Annotated in this window: 17 protein-coding genes and 1 tRNA gene; 14 read left to right on the top strand and 4 right to left on the bottom strand. The window is 70.7% G+C overall.

Features of this window, described 5'->3' with window-relative positions:
• Positions 1 to 71: 71 nt before the first annotated feature.
• The 6 genes from KBX06_RS16770 to KBX06_RS16745 all read left to right on the top strand — a co-directional run bounded on the left by KBX06_RS16770 (position 72) and on the right by KBX06_RS16745 (position 3,342).
• Positions 72 to 147: transfer RNA gene (locus tag KBX06_RS16770), tRNA-Lys, on the top strand.
• An 81-nt stretch (positions 148 to 228) separates the two neighbouring features.
• A complete protein-coding gene (locus KBX06_RS16765; protein ID WP_210835820.1) occupies positions 229 to 1,128 on the top strand; it encodes an aldo/keto reductase in 900 nt (299 codons plus the stop codon).
• A gap of 13 nt (positions 1,129 to 1,141) precedes the next feature.
• Positions 1,142 to 1,696, top strand: a complete 555-nt coding sequence (gene cyaB, locus KBX06_RS16760) for a class IV adenylate cyclase (protein ID WP_210835818.1) — start codon at positions 1,142 to 1,144, stop codon at positions 1,694 to 1,696.
• A 98-nt stretch (positions 1,697 to 1,794) separates the two neighbouring features.
• Positions 1,795 to 2,322 (top strand): DUF6244 family protein, encoded by a 528-nt coding sequence (locus tag KBX06_RS16755; RefSeq protein ID WP_210835816.1) that lies wholly within the window; start codon positions 1,795 to 1,797, stop codon positions 2,320 to 2,322.
• A gap of 158 nt (positions 2,323 to 2,480) precedes the next feature.
• Positions 2,481 to 2,879: a hypothetical protein gene (locus tag KBX06_RS16750; protein WP_307854662.1), complete on the top strand. Its 399-nt coding sequence runs from the start codon at positions 2,481 to 2,483 to the stop codon at positions 2,877 to 2,879.
• Between the two features lie 10 nt (positions 2,880 to 2,889).
• Positions 2,890 to 3,342 carry a SitI3 family protein gene (locus KBX06_RS16745; RefSeq protein WP_210835815.1) on the top strand — a complete coding sequence of 151 codons (453 nt, stop codon included), beginning with the start codon at positions 2,890 to 2,892 and terminating at the stop codon, positions 3,340 to 3,342.
• Positions 3,343 to 3,464: 122 nt separating this feature from the next.
• Here the strand turns inward: KBX06_RS16745 and KBX06_RS16740 are convergent, their stop codons facing one another.
• Positions 3,465 to 3,962, bottom strand: a complete 498-nt coding sequence (locus tag KBX06_RS16740) for an NUDIX hydrolase (RefSeq protein WP_307854658.1) — start codon at positions 3,960 to 3,962, stop codon at positions 3,465 to 3,467.
• Between the two features lie 203 nt (positions 3,963 to 4,165).
• On the opposite strand from KBX06_RS16740, the gene KBX06_RS16735 reads away from it, so the two are divergent.
• Entirely contained in the window at positions 4,166 to 4,942 is a 777-nt protein-coding gene (locus KBX06_RS16735) for a hypothetical protein (RefSeq protein WP_210835811.1), read from the top strand.
• A 12-nt stretch (positions 4,943 to 4,954) separates the two neighbouring features.
• Positions 4,955 to 5,185, top strand: coding sequence for a hypothetical protein (locus KBX06_RS16730; RefSeq protein WP_210835809.1), 231 nt, complete (start codon positions 4,955 to 4,957; stop codon positions 5,183 to 5,185).
• A 231-nt stretch (positions 5,186 to 5,416) separates the two neighbouring features.
• Here KBX06_RS16730 and KBX06_RS28720 read toward each other — a convergent pair whose 3' ends face one another.
• Both KBX06_RS28720 and KBX06_RS16720 read right to left on the bottom strand, forming a co-directional pair.
• On the bottom strand, positions 5,417 to 5,521 hold the full coding sequence (locus tag KBX06_RS28720; RefSeq protein WP_210836018.1) for a hypothetical protein: 105 nt from the start codon (positions 5,519 to 5,521) through the stop codon (positions 5,417 to 5,419).
• A 145-nt stretch (positions 5,522 to 5,666) separates the two neighbouring features.
• Positions 5,667 to 7,046: an MFS transporter gene (locus KBX06_RS16720; RefSeq protein WP_210835807.1), complete on the bottom strand. Its 1,380-nt coding sequence runs from the start codon at positions 7,044 to 7,046 to the stop codon at positions 5,667 to 5,669.
• Positions 7,047 to 7,151: 105 nt separating this feature from the next.
• Here KBX06_RS16720 and KBX06_RS16715 point away from each other — a divergent pair, with 105 nt between their 5' ends.
• Positions 7,152 to 7,733: a TetR/AcrR family transcriptional regulator gene (locus KBX06_RS16715; protein WP_210835805.1), complete on the top strand. Its 582-nt coding sequence runs from the start codon at positions 7,152 to 7,154 to the stop codon at positions 7,731 to 7,733.
• Positions 7,734 to 7,860: 127 nt separating this feature from the next.
• Here KBX06_RS16715 and KBX06_RS16710 read toward each other — a convergent pair whose 3' ends face one another.
• Complete coding sequence (locus tag KBX06_RS16710; RefSeq protein ID WP_210835802.1) at positions 7,861 to 8,802, bottom strand: isopenicillin N synthase family oxygenase; 942 nt, start codon at positions 8,800 to 8,802, stop codon at positions 7,861 to 7,863.
• A gap of 165 nt (positions 8,803 to 8,967) precedes the next feature.
• On the opposite strand from KBX06_RS16710, the gene KBX06_RS28485 reads away from it, so the two are divergent.
• The 5 genes from KBX06_RS28485 (at position 8,968) to KBX06_RS16685 (ending at position 15,658) form a co-directional block, all read left to right on the top strand.
• Positions 8,968 to 9,834, top strand: a complete 867-nt coding sequence (locus KBX06_RS28485; protein WP_307854657.1) for a helix-turn-helix transcriptional regulator — start codon at positions 8,968 to 8,970, stop codon at positions 9,832 to 9,834.
• A gap of 243 nt (positions 9,835 to 10,077) precedes the next feature.
• Positions 10,078 to 13,092 carry an amino acid adenylation domain-containing protein gene (locus KBX06_RS16700; protein ID WP_247686071.1) on the top strand — a complete coding sequence of 1,005 codons (3,015 nt, stop codon included), beginning with the start codon at positions 10,078 to 10,080 and terminating at the stop codon, positions 13,090 to 13,092.
• Positions 13,092 to 13,850: a leucyl/phenylalanyl-tRNA--protein transferase gene (locus tag KBX06_RS16695; RefSeq protein WP_210835799.1), complete on the top strand. Its 759-nt coding sequence runs from the start codon at positions 13,092 to 13,094 to the stop codon at positions 13,848 to 13,850. Before KBX06_RS16700 ends, KBX06_RS16695 begins: the two co-directional genes overlap by 1 nt.
• An 18-nt stretch (positions 13,851 to 13,868) precedes the next feature.
• Complete coding sequence (locus KBX06_RS16690; protein WP_210835796.1) at positions 13,869 to 14,612, top strand: N-acetyltransferase; 744 nt, start codon at positions 13,869 to 13,871, stop codon at positions 14,610 to 14,612.
• Positions 14,609 to 15,658, top strand: a complete 1,050-nt coding sequence (locus KBX06_RS16685) for a methyltransferase (protein WP_210835794.1) — start codon at positions 14,609 to 14,611, stop codon at positions 15,656 to 15,658. Before KBX06_RS16690 ends, KBX06_RS16685 begins: the two co-directional genes overlap by 4 nt.
• The last annotated feature ends 74 nt before the right edge of the window (positions 15,659 to 15,732 follow it).

Raw genomic sequence — 15,732 nt, 5'->3', positions numbered from 1 at the left:
AAGGGGGGAGCCGGGGATCGGATTGGAACCCCCCTCGGAGGGCGTGCTAATGTTCTCCCCGTTGCCAGCGAGCGCCGCTAGCTCAACTGGCAGAGCAGCGGACTCTTAATCCGCGGGTTCGGGGTTCGAGTCCCTGGCGGCGCACCAGCAATAAAGGCTCTGGCCTGGTGGTTTCCACCCGGCCGGAGCCTTTTTCGTGTACGTGGTTGGCGGGCGCTCTCCCAGTGGGTGCTCGGGAGCCGTTGGACCTGTTCGGCGTCGGTTGGGACGCGGTCGGGTCCTCGTGGACGCCCGAGGCCAGGTCACCGACTTGTCTCCCCGTTTGATTCGGTCGATGGGCAGGACCTGGCGATCTCCAGCAAGGTCGGCTACTTCGCCGGCACCGCCCGTCACGCCTACCACCCTGCACAGATGCGCGCGCAACTCGCCACCACCCTGGACAACCTCGGCACCGACTACCTCGACATCTACTTCCTGCACAGCAGCGACTTCGGCCCCGACGACCGGTACCTGCCCGACGCGGTCGACCTCATGAGTAAATGGCGGTCCCAGGGAGTCATCCGCGCGGTCGGCATGCGGGCACCGCACCAATTCGCCGAGGAGTGGGCTACCGCAGACGGACCCGAGGGGGCCGAGACGCGCCGCTGGCTGTATCTCTTCGACCGGGTGCGCCCTGACGTTGTCACCGCCCGCTACAACCTGATCAGCCGGCTGTACGGCGACCACGAGACCGACATCTTCCGCTTCGCCCGACGCAACGGCGTCGGGATTCTGATCAAGCAGGTCTTCGGGAAGGGCCTTCTGCTCCAGAGCGGATCCGGCCCCGACCAGCGGCAGTACAGCGCCGCCGACCACCGCAGCACCGACCCGGCCTTCACACCGGACCACCGCCACCGAGTCGACGCCCGACTCGCGCCCCTGCGCGACCGTTACGGACACAGCACCAGCGCCATGGTCCGCCTCTGCGTGCAGTACGCCCTACACCACGCACCCGACGCCGCGATCCTCGCCGGCTTCCGCAACGCCAACCAGATCGACGCCATCATCGCGGCACTCGACCATCCCCTCCTGGCCGACGACATCACGCAGATCCGCGCCGTGCTGCACGGCAACCCGTACACCGACTGATAGGAACAACACCGTGCGCTACATCGAGGTCGAGAAGAAGTACCGCCTGTCCGACGCCGAGGCGCTCAGGGCCAGACTCGTCGAACTCGGCGCCAAAGCCGCCGAGGCCACCCGGCAGGTCGACGCCTACTACAACGCCCCGCACCGCGACTTTCTCGCCTCCGACGTGATCTCCGACTGGCTGCGTCTTCGTACGGAAGACCACGGAGCGTCGATCAACTTCAAGCGCTGGCACCCCGTCGACGCCGTGGTCAAGACCCACGCCGACGAGTACGAAACCGCCGTCGCGGACGCCGAGGCCATCCGCCTCCTGCTGGAATCCCTCGATTTTCAGCCCTTGGTGACGGTCGACAAGACCCGCCAGGCCTGGACTCTGCCGGACGTCGAGATCGTCCTCGACCACGTCGTGGACGCGGGTGACTTCGTCGAGTTCGAGTTCAAGGGCGACGCCGAGGACGTGAGCGACGCCATCCAACGCCTCGACGCGTTCATCGTCGCCCTCGGCATCGAGCTCGGCGAGCAGATCAACAAGGGGTACCCGCACATGCTTCTCGACCGCGACCACTGATCGCGTACTTGCTCTACGACGTCTGGTGGCGTCGGTGTCGTGCCGGTAGGTTCAACCCTCCTGAGAGCTCTCGTGGCCAGGTGGAGGGATCCGGCAGCGTGTCGCACGTCGAGAAGATCACTACGGAGCTACGTACGCTGTCCGCCGGGGTCGAGCGCGCGCAGGCCCTGGCTGCGGCTGCTGATCAGCAGGCGCAAGAGATCGGGCTGCGCGCGGCGGGTGCCGGGTTCGCTGCGGTCGCTGCCGGTGTGGCGCGGGTTCGCGGAGCCGTCGCCACCATCCGGGGTGGACTGGGTGGTCTAGCTGGTGCTGTCGGTGATGCCACGAAGGTCGCCGCCGGTGTCCCGGAGCAGGCCAGCCCGGGTGAGACGATCGCCGGGCTGACTCCGGTGCAGAGTGCGGTCGACGGTATCCGTGACCAGACGGCCGCGACCATCACCCAGGTCGGTGAGGCGCAGCAGCTTGTCGTCGGGGTTCTGCAGGGTGGGCAGCCAGGGCCGCTGCTGCAGGCTCTGGAGAGCATCAAGCAGGTGCTTGTCCTGCTGGTCCAGCGCACCGCCACGACCCGCCAGGCGGTTGATGCGGCGATCGCTGAGGCACGACAGCTGGGGTCTTCGGGAAACTGAGCGGGGCTGGCGGTGCCGTACCGACCAGCCCTGCCTCGGATCTCACACCGTCCCCCGGCAGGGGCGTGACGACGCCGTGGACGCGCAAGCCCACCGGCGAGTTCGAAGGCTCGCCTACCGGCCGGCGAACCCGGATTCCTCCGAAGGAGGACGAACGAGTGCGGCGCTCCCTGGAACTGGAGAACCAGTGCGCCGATACGGTCGCTGCGGAGGGGTACCGGCTCCATCAGAACCCGACCAGGCAGGAGGTCGCTGACGCCCGTCTCGGTACCGGTGATTCCGGAAAACCGGCCAAGGATCCCGACTACCTGATCGAGGGACACGTCTTCGACTGCTACTCCCCGACGCCGGCGAAGAGCGTGCGAGGCGTGTGGAGTGGGGTATCCGACAAGATCGCCAGCGAGCAGACCCAACGGGTGGTGGTCAACCTCCACGACTGGCGTGGCGATCTCGCGTCGTTGCAGAAGCAGTTCGACGACTGGCCGATCGCAGGGTTGAAGGAGTTGGTGGCGGTGACGCGCAGCGGGGCGATAATCCAGATCCTGCGACGAGACTGAAGGGCTATCCATGGCGACCGAGTACCGCTTGACGCTGGCCGGCGACGTTCCGCTCGATGTGCTGGCCGGCGTCGTCGCCCCGGACGGTGCCGAGGAGTCGGCGGCAGATGGCAGGCCCCGGGTGTTGAGTGCGGACCTCAGCGATCGATGTGGTTACACGGTGAGCATCCACGCCGGATCCCACGGCTACTTCGAGGCCGAAGATGGTGACGGCTCGATGTGGGAGTGGGAACCGGAGCGGTACGTCACCATCGGCTTCCGGCTGGGGAAGGACGAATCCTCCGACCGGGCGACGCGGGAGATGCTGGCGTCCGTGGCCCGGGTGCTGGGCGAGCGGTCGGAGGACGCCGCACTGATCCTCGACGCCGACTGGCTGCTGCTGACCCGCTTCTCGGGAACGCTGCGCAGGCATGCACCGAGTTGGTGGGGTGTGCACGGCGGGGAGGATCTTGTTGGCCGGTGAGTGGTTCGGAGGCGGTCGTTGGCGATGACGCCCCTGGCGTGAGGAGACATCTCCGAGTCCACGTGCAGGGGGCGACCACCATCTCCCGGTACCGGGCTGCGGTCGAGGTTCCGTGTTGACGACTAACTGTTCGAGGTCGCGACTCCATCCTCGAGGTAGACACCGCCATGGCCGATAGCGGCGATCGCCGCGGTGACCCGCCGAGCCAGTCGGGGGATCAACACCTCGCCCAGACGTTCCGGCTCGACGAATGCGAGGCCGTCCAACTCGTCCGGGCACAGTCGCGTAGCCGCGATCTGGTCCGCCGTCAGCGCCCCGCCGTCGAAGACGAACATGAGTCCGCCGTCCCATGGCGGGTTCGCCGGTACCCAGTCGACGCACAGCAGTGCTCCTGCGGGTATCGGCAGGCCCAGCTCTTCCCGGATCTCGCGGGTGCAGGCGTCTGCCGGGGACTCGTCCGGCTCCACGGTTCCGCCGGGAACTTCCCACACGTCCTTGTAGGCCGGGTGCACCAGCAGCACCCGGCCGGCCTGGTCGCGGAGGATCACGCCGGCCGCCGCGCGGACCCGCGTCACGCTGGCGATGTAGGACAGGTCCGCTTTGGTCTGCGTCTCGGCCACGCGACCGACCCTACGGGCTCGCCCTCGGCGCATCGCCCGTTCCTGAAGTGACGTCCTGCAGAATCGACTTCAACGACCTGCCGCCGTGTCGGTAACGGGCTTGAGAGGAGATTCTCAAGTTACCTTCCGGTTGCCTTGCGCCTTCATCGGTGACCATGAGTCGAGTCTGGACGAGCGCAACCTCCTCTCTTAACGTGTTGTCCATGGTGATTCCTTCTCTTTCGGTGTCGTTCCGAGATTTCGATCCAGGCCATCCGGAGCGTGTCGACCATCCCGACTATCGGGAACTCCTCGATGCGGGTATTGCCTGCCTGATCAGGCGACGTGGCCTGCCGAGTCGCGCCGCCGTCCTGAAAGAATGTCACCATCGAGCCGTGCTCAGTGGGCGGTCCCCGATCAGGCAGGCCAGATTTGTCAGTCTGTTCCAGACGATTCAGACGTTTCACGAGTGCCTGGCCGCGTACGCCCGTTGGCAGGGCAAGGCCGAGGCGGCGGTGGCGCTGACGTTGCGTCTGCTGGGCCGGCACGTGGTGAGCCTGCGGGCCGGGGAGGTCAGCCTGGGTGAGGTCGTCGCGCTGGCGACGTACCGGAACCTCCGGGTCCGAGTGCGCTCCACGGAGTTGGCCGCCGTACTTGAAGGCGCCGCGTCTCCGCTTTCTCGGGCTCGATTGGCGCATCATTTCGGCCGGCAGAGCACCGGTCAGCTCATGGCCCACTATCGGGGTGAGTACGCAAACTTCTGTGAATCGATCGGATTCGGGATACCGTCAAACTTCGATCTGGACGCATTCGTCAGCGATTGCATGGCGCTGGCGCAGTTCTATTCGAAGCAGGCGTATGACGAGATCGAGGGTTGCCGTCGGGACTACAACGAGGCGTGTGAGGACAACGGGGAGAAACTCTCGAAGGGGGTCGTGAAGCTGATCAGGGGGAGCCTTCCGGAGTTGTCCCTGGATTCCCCCTGGATCCCTGACTTCTGAGGGGCGAATCTGGTGGACCAAATACAGATCATCGCCCTGGTGTACACGGTGGTTCGTGTTGTCGGGTGGTGCCTCGATCGCGGCTCGGATCTTGTGGCTCTTCCACATGATCTGCTCACCCGCTGGTACGAGGCGAGCATGCGCCGGCGGAAGGCACGAGCGGAGTACCACGCGGAAGCCGACCGGTTGCTGCGGGACGCCGCTCCGGACGGTCGTCTGTCGGACGGTCCGGAGATCGTCTGAACCGGGTCCATCGGTCGCCGGTCGCCGAGGCGCTCCGGATGTTCGGGCCGGGCGAGCGGGTCTGGCGACGCCCTGGGCCGTTCGAGCGCATGCCGCCGCAGGTGGAGCGCTCTCGCGGTCCTCCCGATCCGCGGCTTGGGGGTTCGAGTCCCTGGCGGCGCACCAGCAGTGACACCCTCAGGGCCGGCCATCGCGACCGGCCCTGAGCCCCTTCCGGTGACCCCGCCTGTTTCAGGAGGCCTGGCGCCGGATGCTGCGGTCCCTGCGGATCTTCGCGTAGCCGGCCTGCTCCAGTGCGGTGAGTTGCTTGGACAGCGCGGAGTCGCTGGTGCCGATGCTGTCGCGCGCGGGCCGGCTCCTGGTTCGGCGCCGGACCGGCGGGCGCGTGGCCGCCCAGGCCTACGGCCGGCGCACGCGGGAGGGCGTGAGGTGTCCGAACCGGTGGTCGGCGGGCGGGCCCCCGCCGACCACCGGTCCGGGGTCAGCGGGCCGGCCGGGGGGTGAGGACGAAGGCCACGACGGCGGCGACGACGGCGATGACGGCGCCGGTGGCGAAGCCTCGGGAGAAGCCGGCGGTGCTGGTGCCCGCGATGCTGACCGCGGCCATGCTGGACACCACGGCGGCGCCCAGCGAGGCGCCGAACTCGTGGAAGGTGCTGACGATGCCGGACGCGAGACCGGCCTCGTGCGGTGCGACCTGACCGAGCGCGACGGCGGAGGCCACGACGAAGAGGACGCCCGTGCCGGCGGCGGCGACGGCCACCCCGACGACGAGGGCCAGGGTCCCGTCGACGACGGCGGGGACCGCCATGCCGGCCGCCGCGACCAGCAGCCCCAGGACGCCGAGGGTACGCGCCCCGATCCGGCCGATGGCACGGCCGGCGGCGTTCGCGCCGAACATGGTCGTGATCGCCACGGGCAGGAAGAGCAGCCCGGTGCGCAGGGCGCCGTAGCCCTGGTGGTCCTGGAGGTAGAACGTGCCCAGGAAGAAGACGCTGATCATCAGCGCGGTCGCGACGAGGATCAGCAGCGCCCCGACCGCCACCGGCCGGCGGAGCAGCAGCCGCAGGTCCATCAGTGGGCTCGCGGCGAGGCGTTGGCGGACGACGAACGCGGCGTAGAGGAGCACGGCGGCGACCAGCAGCAGCAGGATCGTCGGGTTGCCCCAGCCGACGTCGCCGGCCCGGATCAGGGCGTAGATCAGCGCACCGGTGGCGGCTGTCACCAGCACCGCGCCGGGCACGTCGAGTCGGGCCGTCGCGCCGGTGGGCGCCTGGGGCGGAAGCTGCATCCGGAGGGCCAGCAGCAGGATGATCCCGACCGGCACGTTGATGAAGAACACCCAGGGCCAGCCCGGCCCGGCGGTGAGCAGACCGCCGAGGAGCACGCCCAGGGCGGCGCCGCCGCCGCCGAGCGCCGACCAGATGCCGAGCGCCTTGTTGCGCTCGTCGCCGTCGAAGATCGTGACGATCAGGGACAGGGCGGCGGGGGAGAGGATCGCCGCGGCGACACCCTGCCCGACGCGACCGCCCAGCAGCATGGGGCCGCTGGTCGCCAGCCCGGCCGTCAGGGACGCGGCGCTGAACAGCAGGAGCCCCACGAGGACGAGGCGTCGGGCGCCGAACAGGTCGGCGGCGCGGCCACCGAGCAGTAGCAGGCCGCCGAAGGCGAGGGTGTATCCGCTGACGACCCAGGTGAGGGCCTCCCGCTCCAGCCCCAGGTCCGCGCCCATGTGCGGCAGGGCGATCGCGACGACGGTGACGTCCAGGATGAGCATCAGCTGGGCGATGCCGACGAGGCCCAGGATCCGCCAACGCTGCGGGTGCGGGCTCGCGGGTGTGGTGGTTTCGGTTGCGGTCACAGGTTCCGCCATGGCTGCCAGGCTCCTCCGCCAATTTGAACGGTAGTGTTCAAGTTACGGAGACACGTTAACTCATGCATGCCTGTTCGAGTTAGGGGAAGTTCCATGACACGCCCACTCGCCAAGCCGACCCGCCGGGCCGACGCCCAGCACAACGTCGAGAGGATCCTGGAGGCGGCGGTGAGCTGCCTGAGCCGTGACCCCGACGCCAGCGTCAGCGAGATCGCGCAGGCGGCGAGGGTGGGCCGGGTGACCCTCTACGGTCACTTCCCGTCCCGGGACGCCCTGGTCGAGGCCGCGCTGACCCGGGTGCTGGCCGAGGGGGAGGAACTCCTGGCGGGCCTCGACCTGACCGGCGACCCGCGGGACGCGCTGCGCGTCCTGATCCGGTCGAGCTGGCTGCTGATCGCCCAGTCGAGCGCCGTCCTGGAGGCGGCGCAGGCGTCGCTGCCGCCCGAACGCGTGCACGAGTTGCACGCCGAGCCGGCGCGGCGTGTCGACCAGCTGATCCGCCGGGGCCAGGACGAAGGGGTGTTCCGGGTAGACCTGCCGGCCAGCTGGCTGACCAGCGTCCTGCACCACATCATGAAGGGCGCCGCCGTCGACGTGGCCAGCGGGCAGGTGGACCGGGCGGACGCCCCGCGCCTGATCTCCGAGACGGTCCTCGCCGCCTACCGCGTCGACTGACAGCGCGAACGCGTACGCCCGGCGGGTGTGCCGACCGCGTGGCGCGGGTCGGCGACGGCCCGGGCCCACCGGCGACCCGGCCCGCCACCGGCCGGAGCGCGGGCGGTCCGGCCGGTGGTGGGTACGGCTACGCGGACGCCTGGTACGTCGACTGCATCTTGTGCGAGAACCACTCGCCGACGGTCACCCGGTCGAGCCCGGCCTCGGCGCTCTCCTGCGCCAGCGGGCGCATCGGCTCGATGGTGGTGTCGTGGTTGGGCAGGTAGAAGAAGGGGATGGAGACGCGTGAGGGCGCATCGGTCCCCTCCGGGTTGACCACCCGGTGTACGGTCGACGCCCACCGGCCGCCGGTCCAGAACGCCATCAGGTCGCCGATGTTGACCACGAAGCTGCCGGGGATGGCGGGCACGTCCAGCCAGTCGTCCTCGTCGCGCCGCACCTGGAGCCCGCCCAGCTCGTCCTCCACGTAGAGCACCGTGAGGCTGCCCCAGTCGGTGTGCATCTCCCGCCGCAGCACGCCGTCCTCGGGCGCCGGGTAGTAGTAGTTGGCGATGATCAACGACACGTGCTCGTCGAACTTGCTGTCGAAGAAGTCCTCCGGCAGCCCGAGCGCCAGCGCGAACAGCCGCATGATGTCCGCCGACAGTTCGGTCATGGCGGCGATGTACTCGTGCCAGACCGCCTTGAAGTCGTCGTCCGGCCAGATGTTCGCCGCCTTCCAGGTGGCCGGGTGCGTGCCGAGCCTCGCGCGCTCCTCGTCGCTCAGGTCGCCCGTCACGTGCGCGGCGAACGCCTCGTACGGGCCGCCGGGGCGGCGCAGCCCCGACACTCCGGAGCCGCGGTTGGCACTCCGGTCCTTCTCCTCCTCCGCTCGGGTGAAGAAGCCCTTCGTGGTGGTGTACATGCGGTTCACCAGGTCGTCAGGCACGCCGTGCCCCACGACGGTGAAGAACCCCGAACTCTCGCACGCCTTGCCGATGGCTGCCGCGATGGCCGCGCGCCCCTCGGCGGTGGCGCGGCCCGACAGGTCGATCGCCGGTACGAAATCCTGGACCACAACGGGTTCCACAGCTGCCCGCCTCTCTCGCGACGTCAATACATTGATCGAAGCAATCCCCGGTCACCGGCCGGAAGTCGTCGCGACCACGCTTCCCCCATGTGCGGGTAATTGTTCGACGCATCTGGCGGTAAGGCAACGTTGAGACCGGCAGACATTCACGTGCACGATTGTGTTGTGGCGTACGAGGACGAGCAGGTGTCGCAGATGGTCGGGGCGCTCGCCGAGGCGGGCCGTCCGCTGCCCGGGGAAGCCGCGGGTCGGCTCGTCGCCGGCACGTCGGGGGTCATGGTGCAGCCGGCCGTGGGCGCGCTCGTCGCCGCGGCGGCGGGGAACCGGCTGCTGCTGACCGCCGTGCTCGAAGGGATCCGCGCCGAGGGCGTCACCGACGGGCCCGGGCGGGCGCGGACGCCGAAGCGGGTCCAGGAGGTGGTCCGGGCCACGCTGCGCGGGGCGCCGACCGGCTCCTGGCAACTGCTGCGGGTGGCCGCCGTGCTCGGCCGCTCCTGCCAACTGACGGAGCTGGCGACGATGACCGGGCGCAACACCGCCCAGATGCTGCCGGACCTGGACGCGCTGCTCGACGCCGGGCTGCTCGACTGGGCGGGCGACGACCTCGCCTTCCGCCACGAGCTGGTGTGGTGGGCGGTGCTCGACGCCCTGCCGCCCGCCGTGCGGCAGGCGTTGCGCGCCGACCGCGAGCGCCTGCGCCGGCGACGGGCCGGCACCGGCGCGCCCCGCGCCGCCGACCCGCCGGCGGAGCCGGTGGCCCCGGCCGACCTGCGACGGAGGATCGGGCTGCGCACCGCGCCCGCCGTCAGGGAGCGCCGGCCGGAGGCCGGCGGCGCGTGGGACTCGTTCAGCGGCGTCGAGCGGGCCATCGCGCGGCTGGTCGCCGAGGGCATGACCAACCGGCAGATCGCGACCCGGGTACGGCTGTCGCCGCACACCGTCAACTACCACCTGCGCGGCCTGTTCCGCCGGTTGGGCATCTCCTCGCGGGCGGAACTCGTCCGCCACGTGCCGGTCTCCTCCGCGGCGTAGGGGCGGTCCGGACCTTCCGGGCACCACCGCGACATCGCGTTTTCCGGCGCCGTTCGAGCTGAATTCGGCGAAGGGTCGACCATGCCGGAATGACTACCCTGATGAGTAGTGCCGATTCGGTTCCGTGCTCATTCTGGTAGTCGGGGGAACCGCCCTCAGGCAGTAGTGTCGCCCGTATCGAATTCGTTGGGTCAGCGGCAGTTAAATCCACGGGTACGACCGTGCTCACACCCGAGGGAAAACATGAACATCCGTACGCAACCGCGTGTCCATGAACTTGTCGCCGTTCGCGCGGCGTCGCAGCCCGACCGGATCGCGGTCGTGCAGGGTGACGCGCGCATCAGCTACGCAGACCTGGAGCGCCGGGCGAACGGCCTGGCCCGCCACCTCGTCGACCAGGGCGTCGGCGCGGACTCCGTGGTCATGGTCCACCTGGAACGCTGCATCGACGCCGTCGTCGGCCTGCTCGCCACCTGGAAGGCGGGCGCGGCCTACCTGCCGGTGGACCCGGGGCTGCCGGACAGCCGGGTCGAGGCGTTCGTGAAGGAGACCGACTGCACCACCGTCATCACCGCCGAGCGGGACGTGGCGCGCTTCGCCGGCCTGCCGGTCACGGCGCTCACCACGACCGTCGCGCACGGCGTCGCCACCGCCCCGGCCGTGGCGGTGGGCGGCGGGGACGCCGCCTACGTCATCTACACGTCGGGCTCCACGGGTACGCCCAAGGGCGTCGTGGTGAACCACGACTCGCTGAGCTACCTGTGCGGGGAACTGGCCGGCCGCTACGGCGTCACCCCCGACGACCGGGTGTTGCAGTTCGGCGCGCTCTCCTTCGACACCTCCATCGAGCAGATCACGGTCGCGCTGCTCGGCGGCGCGACGCTCGTGCTGCCCGAGCTGAGCTGGGCGCCCAGCGAGTTGCCGGAGCGGCTGCGGCACCACGGCGTCACCGTGATGGACCTGACCCCCGCGTACTGGCGCCGCTTCCTCGCCGAGGCCGGCCCCGAGGCCGGTGACCTGCCGGTCCGGATGGTCATCGTGGGCGGCGAGGCGGTCAACGCGGAGGACTGCCGCACGGCGCTCGCGCTGATGCCCGGGGTACGACTGATCAACGCCTACGGGCTGACGGAGACCACCATCACCTCCTGCCTGATGGAGCTGACCGCCGACGTGCTGCCGGCCCGGGGCGCGGCCCCGGTCGGCAGGCCGCTGCCCGGCACCACCGTGTACGTCCTCGACACCGACGACCGGCCGGTCGCTCCCGGCGAGCGCGGTGAGATCCACATCGGCGGTCGCGGCGTGGCGCGCGGCTACCTGACCGAGGACGACGCCGGCCGTTTCCGGGCGGACCCGTTCGCCCCCGAGCCCGGCGCGCGGATGTACCGCACCGGTGACCTGGGCGCCTGGACCGCCGAGGGCAACCTCGAGGTGGTCGGGCGCATCGACCGGCAGGTCAAGATCCGTGGCTTCCGGGTGGAGCCCGGCGAGATCGAGACGACGCTGGCGGCGCACGACGGCGTGGACACGGTCGCCGTCACCACGTACGAGCACGACGGCCAGCGGCGCCTGGTCGCCTACCACACCGGGCCGCGACCGCTGGACGTCGCGGAGCTGCGCGCGTTCGTCGGGCGCTACCTGCCCGACTACATGGTGCCGACGGCGTTCGTCGCCGTCGACGAGCTGCCGCTGAAGCCGAACGGCAAGGTCGACCTGGCCGCGCTGCCCGCGCCCCGGGCGACGGCGGTCGCGGTCCAGAGCGTGGACGACACCCCCGTCGACCTGGTGGAGCGCGGGGTGGCCCGGCTGTGGGGGCAGGTGCTCGGCGTGCCCCGGGTGCTGCCGGACGACAACTTCTTCGCGCAGGGCGGCAACTCGATCCTCGCCGCCGAACTGCTCGCGAAGATCCGCGGCTCCTTCGGCGTGCTCATCACCCAGGTGCGACCGCTGATCCGGCTGCTGCTGGAGGACGCGACGCCGCGCGGCCTGGCGCGGGCGGTGCGCGAGGCGCGGGCCGGCACGCTCGCCGGCGACGACACCCGCAAGCGGGTCGACTTCGCCGCCGAGACGCAGCTGGACGTGGAGATCCGGCGCGACGTGTCCGACGAGCCTCGCTGGCAGGACCCCCGGCACGTGTTCCTCACCGGAGCCACCGGCTTCCTGGGCATCTACCTGCTGCGGGAGCTGCTGGACACCACGGACGCCGTGGTGCACTGCCTGGTGCGCGCCGACGGCCCGGAACAGGGCCTGGCCCGCATCCACGCCAACGCGCGGCACTACTTCGGCGAGGACCTCGCCGGGCACCGGGCGGCGGGCCGGATCGTCGCCGTCCCCGGCGACCTCGCCACACCCGGGCTCGGCCTGTCCGAGGCGGCCTTCGACGAGCTGGCGCGCACGGTCGACGTCATCCACCACCCCGGCGGGACCGTCAACTTCATCTACCCGTACTCGCACATGCGGCCGGCGAACGTCGACGGCACCCGCGAGATCATCCGGATGGCCGCCCGGCACCGCAACGTCCCGATCCACTACACGTCGACCATGGCGGTCGTCGCGGGCTTCGGCACCGCCGGCGTCCGGCACGTCGACGAGGACACCCCGCTGGCGTACGCCGACCACCTCTCCGTCGGGTACGTGGAGAGCAAGTGGGTGGCCGAGGCGCTGCTGCACCGCGCGGCGGAGCAGGGGCTGCCGGTGGCGGTCTACCGGGCCGCCGACATCTCCGGCGACCGGGTCGACGGCGCGTGGAACATCGCCACCGAGATGTGCGCGATGAAGAAGTTCGTCGTGGACACCGGCACCGCCCCGGTGGCGGAGCTGCCGCTGGACTACACGCCGGTCGACGTCTTCGCCGCCGCGGTCGCGCACATCGCCAGGGCGTCGCGGCCCACCGGCGAGGTCTACCACCTCACCAACCCGGGGAAGGTGAACATCTCGGTGCTGGTCGAGCGCCTGCGGGCGCACGGGCACGACATCCGCGAGGTGCCGTGGGCCGAGTGGCTCGACGAGATGGTGCGGGTCGCGGTCGAACAGCCCGACCACCCGATGACCCCCTTCGCGCCGCTGTTCATCGACCGCTGCGCGACCGGCCAGATGAGCGTCGCCGAGATGTACCTGGAGACGACGTTCCCGGTCTTCTCCCGCACGAACGTGGAGCGGGCGCTGAGCGGCAGCGGCATCGAGATCCCCACGGTGGACGCGGAGATGCTCGACCGCTACATCGGCTACCTGACCCGCACCGAGTTCCTGCGGGCCGCGTGATGGGCTGGGAGACGCTCGACCTCACCGACGCCCCCGCCGACGGGCCGGTCGCGTTCGGCGACGACCTGTCCGCGCCGACGCTGCTGGACGCGTACCGGCACGGGCTGTTCCCGTTCCCGGCCGACACCGAGGAACGGAAGATCGTCAGCGAGTTCACCTACGAGGCGGACGTCGCCGCCGGCCGGATCGCGGTCCTCGCCGGCAGCGCCGACCCGTACGCCGTCGCCTGGTGCTCGCCCGACCCGCGCCCGCTCATCCACGTCGACCGGGCCCGCATCCAGCGCAGCCTGCGGCGGCAACTGCGCAACAAGGTCGAGTGGACGACGACGCTGGACGCCTGCTTCGACCGGGTGGTGCAGCACTGCCGGGTGGGCCGCGAGCCCCGGTGGCTGACCGACCCGCTCGTGTCGACGCTGCGCCAGTTGCACGCGGCCGGGTACGCACACAGCGTCGAGGTGTGGGAGGGCGACGAACTGGTCGGCGGCACCTTCGGCGTACGGGTCGGCGGCGTGTTCAGCGCCGACTCCCAGTTCGCCCTGCGCAGCGGCGCCGCGAAGGTCGCGGTGGCGTGCCTGGTGCGGCGCGTCGCGGACAGCGGCGGCGTGGCGGTCGACGTCCAGCACGACGGCGACCACGCGAAGCTGATCGGCGCGGTCGCGGTGCCCCGCTCGGAGTACCTGGCGCTGCTGCGCAAGCACGCCGACGACGACTGCGCCATGCCCGCGGACCCGCTGCCCGCGCGCAGCCTGGCCGCCTGACCGACGGAGGTGACCCGCATGCGCGTGCTGACGCTCGCCGAGCGACCGGACCTGCTCGACGGGATGCTCCACATGGAGGCCTCCTGGCCCGAGTACATCCCGCCCGAACCGAAGGTGGTCGGCTGGGCCCTCGACCGGTACCCGGAGCACCAGCTCGTCGTGCTCGACGGCGACGACCGGGTGATCGCCCGCGCGGCCAGCGTGCCGTTCGCCTGGGACGGCGACCCGGCGAGCCTGCCCGACACCGGCTGGGACGCGGTGCTGGGGATGAGCATGCTCGACACCGTCGCCGGCCGCGAGCTCACCGCGCTGTGCGCGTTGGAGATAGCCGTGGTGCCGGGCATGCAGGCCCGCAACATGTCGGGGCGGGTCCTGGCGGCGGTCAAGGACAACGCGCGCCGGCACGGCTACCGCGACGTCGTGGGGCCGGTCCGACCCAGCGGCAAGCACGCCGAGCCACACGAGCCGATGACGGGGTACGCCGCCCGGACCCGCGACGACGGGCTGCCGGTCGACCCGTGGCTGCGCGTCCACGTCCGGGCGGGCGGTCGGGTCCTCCAGGTCTGCCCGGCCTCCATGACGATCTCCGGCAGCCTCGCGCAGTGGCGTGCCTGGACCGGCCTGCCGTTCGACACCAGCGGTCCGGTCGTCGTGCCGGGTGCCCTGACCCCGGTCGCGGTGAACGTCGACCACGACCACGCCGTCTACGTCGAGCCCAACGTGTGGGTTCGACACCCTCTCGCGGAAAGGCATGATCGATGACCAGCACCGTTCCGGCCACCATGGCCACCAGGATCCGCAACCGTGCCGCGCTGATCGAGATCATCGGCGGGTACATGGCCTCGCAGTCGCTCGCGCTCGCCGCCGAGCTGAAGCTCGCCGACCACATCCACGACGGCCGCGTCACGAGCGCGCAGCTCGCCGGGGCGACGGGCACCCACGCGCCGTCGCTGCACCGGCTGCTGCGGACCCTCGTGGCCGTGGGCGTACTGGCCGAGCCGACGCCGGGCGAGTTCCGGCTGACCGAGGTGGGCGAGCAGTTGCGCACCGACTCGCCGAACTCGTTGTGGGCGTTCACCCGGTTCTTCACCAACCCCACGCTGTTCTCGTCCTGGCAGCAGGTGCGGCACTCCGTCGAGACCGGTGAGTGCGCCTTCGACCACGTGCACGGCAGGAACGCCTACGTGCACCTCGCCGAGAATCCCGAGCTGTCGGCGCTGTTCAACGTGGCGATGGGACAGGAGTCCAGGGCGTCCGCCCAGCTCGTCGCCGACGGGTACGACTACTCCGGCGTGGGTACCGTCGTGGACGTCGGCGGCGGCGACGGGACGCTGCTCGCCGCGATCCTCGGCACCCACCCGCACCTGCGGGGGGTGTGCTTCGACAGCGCCGCGGGCGTGGCCGAGGCCGCCGGCGTGCTCGCCGCCGCCGGGGTCTCCGAGCGCTGCGAGATCGTCGCGGGCGACTTCTTCTCGTCCGTGCCGGGCGGCGGCGACCTCTACATCATCAAGAGCGTCTTCCAGGACTGGGACGACGAGAACGCCCGGAAGCTGCTGGCCACGGTACGTGCGAACCTGCCCGCCGGCGCGACGCTGCTGATCGTCGGATCCGTGCTGCCGGACACCGCGAACACCGACAACCCGGTGATGTTCTACACGGACATCAACATGCTGGTGACCGCCGGCGGCCGGGAGCGGACCGAGAGCGAGTTCCGGGCGCTGCTCGCCGAGACCGGCTTCACCGTCGAGTGGTGCGGCCACGGCGCCGCGGGCCCCCTCTCGCTGATCAAGGCCGTGCCGGCGAACTGACCGGCTCGACGACGGGCCACGTCCGCACCGCCCCGGCGGGGCGGACGTGGCCCGTGCGCGTCCCGCACCAGACC

The organism is Micromonospora sp. C31, from assembly GCF_018070575.1.
GTDB lineage: Bacteria > Actinomycetota > Actinomycetes > Mycobacteriales > Micromonosporaceae > Micromonospora.
The sequence above is the reverse complement of the archived record's forward strand: the minus strand, read 5'-3'. Positions and strand labels throughout refer to the sequence as shown.